The sequence below is a fragment of the Tistlia consotensis USBA 355 genome, assembly GCF_900177295.1.
Taxonomy (GTDB): Bacteria; Pseudomonadota; Alphaproteobacteria; order Kiloniellales; family DSM-21159; genus Tistlia; species Tistlia consotensis.
Genome location: NZ_FWZX01000064.1, coordinates 1 through 4600, shown reverse-complemented (window position 1 = coordinate 4600; position 4600 = coordinate 1). Strand labels below are relative to the sequence as shown.

General features: G+C 65.7%; 2 protein-coding genes. One reads left to right on the top strand and one right to left on the bottom strand.

What is annotated here, in order from left to right:
- The coding region (locus tag B9O00_RS31910; protein ID WP_235017244.1) for a hypothetical protein at window positions 1-302 on the top strand (302 nt) is incomplete at its 5' end.
- Between the two features lie 50 nt (window positions 303-352).
- Here B9O00_RS31910 and B9O00_RS31905 read toward each other — a convergent pair.
- The gene (locus tag B9O00_RS31905) at window positions 353-4495 is read right to left on the bottom strand and encodes a DUF3320 domain-containing protein (protein WP_085127477.1); all 4143 of its coding nucleotides are present in this window, start codon (window positions 4493-4495) and stop codon (window positions 353-355) included.
- Between the last annotated feature and the right edge of the window lie 105 nt (window positions 4496-4600).

Genomic DNA, 4600 nt, shown 5'->3' with positions numbered 1-4600 from the left:
CTGCACGAGCTGCTGCCGTGGGAGTGGAAGGCCTTGCGGGACGCCGCCAAGGCAGCCTGACGATGGCGGCACCCATCCTGGTGCTGACGATCGAGCGCGTGGCCGAACTCCTGGGCGAAGACCTCGACTGGCTGTGGGACGTGGCCGGCGAGATGGAGCCCGAGGACGGCTGCCTCTGGGTCCACGGCGCCGACGACCAGCAGACCATCGCGTTCACGCCGGACAGCCTGGATCGTCTCAAAGAGCTGGTCGAGCACTACAAGGCCACCCCGCACCAACTCCGCCGCTACGAAAGCCTCTGACCCGCGGTCCTCACCGGACGGGTACGATGGAGAGGGGTCCGCGGCTCCCGCTACAGGTTCGGTGCGGACTCATCCTCGCTGCCAGGCGCAACGGCCGTCTCCAACCGATCCCGCGCCGACTGGCTAAGGCGCGCAATGCCCAGGGCTCGGGCAAGTTCGATGGCATTGCCACCCAGTTGGAGATCGCGATCAACAGCCTGAAGCTCTTCGGCGCAGATGTGCTCGACCTTCCGCATCTCGTCGTCGCGGCCGTGATATCGAGCCGGAGCAACGCGGTCGTTCACTGTGTCCTTCCGCCAGAAGAAACTGCCCACGTTCTCCCGCGTGCAGCCACGTCGGGTCTTTGCCAGGTCGAGTACCCGCTCGCGGATCTGCCGCCCCGCCCGCTGGAAGCCGTGGTGGCGGGCGATACGACGCACCAGGACCTCCTCGTGGATGGGGCCCTCGGCGTCGATGACATGATCGATCATCGCGACCAGGCGCGGATCGTAGTCCGCGTCATAGAATTGCTCAGGCTTGGCCGAGAGGGAGCCGTCGTCGAAGGAAGCTTTCCTATAGCGACGCTCGGACAGTCTGTCCGGTCCAATCCCGAGCCGAAGTTCGTCCGGCCTCTCGTCGACGTCACTCCCCCCGCTCGGCGGCGACCAGCCCGCCTCACGCACCGTTCGGCCAGCGGCAAATGGGCGCGCCTCTGATTCGCGAGCAGGCCGCCCCTCCAGTTCGTCGATCTCGATCGACGCGTTTGGCGGATCCTCCCCAACCGCCATCTCGGGAAGCTCGGGCTCGTCGGCCGGTCGCCCATCGCTTTGACCGGCCTCCGCCTCGGCTGCGCGGCGCGCTTTGTCGGCCTCCAGATGCTCCCGCAACTGCCTGTCAAGCTTGTCCACGGCGTGAGCCTTGTTGATCCACCAGTCGGTCGACCAGACCCGGAAGAGCGTCCAGCCGAGCCCCTCCAGGACCTGCTGCCGGATCTTGTCCCGCTCCCTCGCGTAGGCGGCGCTGTGGTACGTGGCACCGTCGCACTCGACGCCGGCGAGGTAGGCGCCGGGCGCATCCGGGTGAACGATGCCGATATCCACCCGGTAGGACGAAACTCCGACCTGCGGGTGGAGGGCCCAGCCGCGGTCTCGAAGCGCCCTCGCCACAGCCGTCTCGAAGGGTGATTCGAAGTCACCGAGCGAGCCTTTGACGACCGCGCCCAGGACGGCAGGACCTCGCTCGGCGTACTCCAGGAAATGCTTCAGGTCCGTAACCGCCCGGAAGCTGGTCCGCGAAAGGTCGATCTGGTCCGGCCGGAGCGTCGAGAAGACGATCATCTCTGAACGTGCACGGGTCACCGCGACGTTCAGGCGGCGCTCACCACCGTCGCGGTTGAGCGGGCCGAAGTTCATCGTCAAGTGTCCGGACCGGTCGGGACCGTAGGTGACGCTGAAGAGAATTACGTCGCGCTCGTCGCCTTGCACCGTCTCTAGGTTCTTGACGAAGACCGCCTCCTGGGCGTCCTCGGCAAAGGCCCACTCAATTCCAGGATTGGCGTTTCGCGCCTTGTCGAGCAGATCCAGGATGAGGGACTGCTGCTCGGAGTTGAAGGTGACGACGCCGATCGAGGGTTCGCGCACCTTCGCATCGTCGGACGTCAGCCGGCGCACCACTTCCCCCACAATGGCCTGTGCCTCCCCTTCGTTGGTGCGTGCCGCGCCCCGGGCATAGAACCCGTGCGGCCGGACGAGCCGTACGCCCCTGTCGGGATGGACCGGTGCCGGGAAGGTCACGAGACTGTCGTCGTAGTAGCGGCTGTTCGAGAAGGCGATGAGGCTCTCTCGGCGCGAGCGGTAGTGCAGATTGAGCGTGCATTCCGGGACACTGGAGCTGCGCAGCTCGTCCAGGATGCTCTCGAGGTCGCCTTCGTCGACGTCGCCGTCCTGGTCGTCCTCGGTACGATTGAAGAAGTTCGTCGGCGGCATCTGCTTGGGATCGCCGGCGACGACCGCCTGCTTGCCGCGGGCGATGGCGCCTACGGCGTCCCAGACAGTGATCTGCGAGGCTTCGTCGAAGATGACCACGTCGAAGAGCGCCTGCTCAGGAGACAGATACTGCGCAACCGAGAGGGGCGACATCATCAGACAGGGCGCCAATGTCGTTACGACCTCCGGCGCCTCCTGCATCAACTGCCTCACGGGCTTGTGGCGCTTCTTCTTCTGAATCTCGTGCCTGAGGACGCCCCACTGAGAGCTGCGCTGGACATCATCCTGGCTCGGCAGGGCGCCGCTCAGCTTGGCAGCAACGTAGGCCGCCGTGAGCTTTCGAAACTCCTCGTCGAGGCGTCTGAACTTGCCGATTGCGTCTTCATGAGCCGGCGTCGAGAAGGTCCGTAGCACCTCGTCCTCGCCGATAATCATCCCGGACCACCAAGCGCAGTAGGCGGCCTCCAGGGTCTCCGGTATCTCCTCGACCGGGACTCGGCCTTCCTCGATACCGTCGACCAGTGCCTTGAGATCGAGGTCGATCGCCTCGTTCCGCACCTTCCGCCAAGCACACCAAGCGTTCAGCTCTGCGCGGCGCGAAATGATCGCTTCGGCGGACTCCCGAAGCGCCTCGAGCACACGACGCTCCGCCAGGAAGAACTCGCGTACGCCCTGGCCGGCGCGTTGCTCGAACGCTTCGCAGGCCAGCTTCAGAGCCTCGTAGGCGTCGAGGTAGTTGCGCGTGGCGCGACCGACGATCGCCTCGGGTGCAAGCAGATCGTTGCCGTCCTGAAGCAGCATGCGCACCTTGCCGCGTGTCTCGGCAAGGCCGTGCGCATCGTCGGCCAAGTGGCCTACAGCCTCGCGCGCCCGCCCGCCGAGTTCCCGCAGGGCTTCGGCGGTCTTGGGATCGGTCTCGTGGCCGGACCATACCTTGAGTACGGAGAGCCGGCCATCGACCCGGTCGATCGCCTCACCTTCCGCTCGCAACCTCGTCAGCACTGGAGCGTCGCTTCTCGGATCAGGCTTCCCGAGTGCACCACCCAGACCCAACTCCTTCATCACGGCGCGGCGCGCGAAGACGCTCTTCGGCCACCAAGCCGCACATGCTTCCTGCCACTTCCGGCCGATTTCCTCTCCATCGAGCTTGCGCCAAGCCATAGGTTCGTACCGGCAACTGAGCTGCGCCTGGGCTTCGGCGTAAGCCTTCAAGCGCTCCACCGCCTCCTCCAGCGCGTCGATGACGTCCGGGCCGTCCTGCTCAAGTGCGTAGGAGGTCTGCCTGCGGTAGGAGTCGGCGAGAACCTGGGCAAGGCGGCCGAACGCCTCCAGGCGCTCCATTGTCCGATCCGGAAGCTGGACGCCGATCGTTTCGGAAAGAGCGGAGCAGGCCCGGTCCGCGGCTTCTGCAGCAGAGGAGAGGGCGACCGCCCTCTCAACGAGCTCATTCTCCCACTGCGGACTCCAGTCCCCTGTCGCGATGAGCCTGAAGGGGTTGTCCGTGGTCGTCCCAATGGCCTTTGCCTGGATACGCAGGTTCTCGGCCGCCTCGCGCAGGCGAGCGAGGTCTTGCTCTGAATGCTGGTCGGAGCGAGGCCAGGAGATCGAAACGCGGCCGGCCAGCTCCTCGTCCCGCACCTTCACACCGATGGCGTAGTGCGCGGTCAGGCCATTGGGATGCCGGCGATGCAGATGCTCGACGACGCGGTTGAGGCGGTCGCGCAGCTCCATGAGGCGGTCGGCCTCCTGCTGCCATTCCTCTGTCGTCAGGCGTCGTCGAGCGCTCCAGGCCCTCTCGAGCTGGCTGAGCACGTCCGCCTTGCGCGCCTTGCTGGAATGGAGCTCGAGGCAGAACTGGCCGAGACCTTCCTGCTCGAGGCGTCGGTGGACGACATTGAGCGCTGCAGTCTTCTCCGAAACGAAGAGAACTGTCTTGTCGGTTCCCAGCAGGTGCGCGATCAGGTTGCTGATAGTCTGGCTCTTTCCGGTACCTGGCGGACCGATGACGATGAAGTCCTTGCCTCGATCGGCGGTGGCAATCGCCGCCATCTGTGAGGAGTCGGCTGGCAACGGTGTCAGGAGATCCGATGGCTTGTAGTCCCGATCGAGCCGCTCGGCCTCCACGAAGCCGATCTCCGTTGGGTAGGGATCGCGCGGCGCGTCGATCAGGTGGCGGACGAGCCGGTTCCGGCGGAGCGCGTCCGTCCGGTCGACCAGGTCCTTCCACATGAGGTACTTCGCAGTAAGCGCTTAGGCGATGCCCTTTGGCTTCGGGCTTGACGCCTTGCGGAAGTTCCAGGGCATGAGGTCTTCGACCCTGCTCTGCGGGTGGCC

Bases quoted from the DNA above. Each gene is read 5' to 3' on its own strand.
- B9O00_RS31905 (WP_085127477.1), bottom strand. From the start codon at position 4,495: ATGTGGAAGGACCTGGTCGACCGGACGGACGCGCTCCGCCGGAACCGG.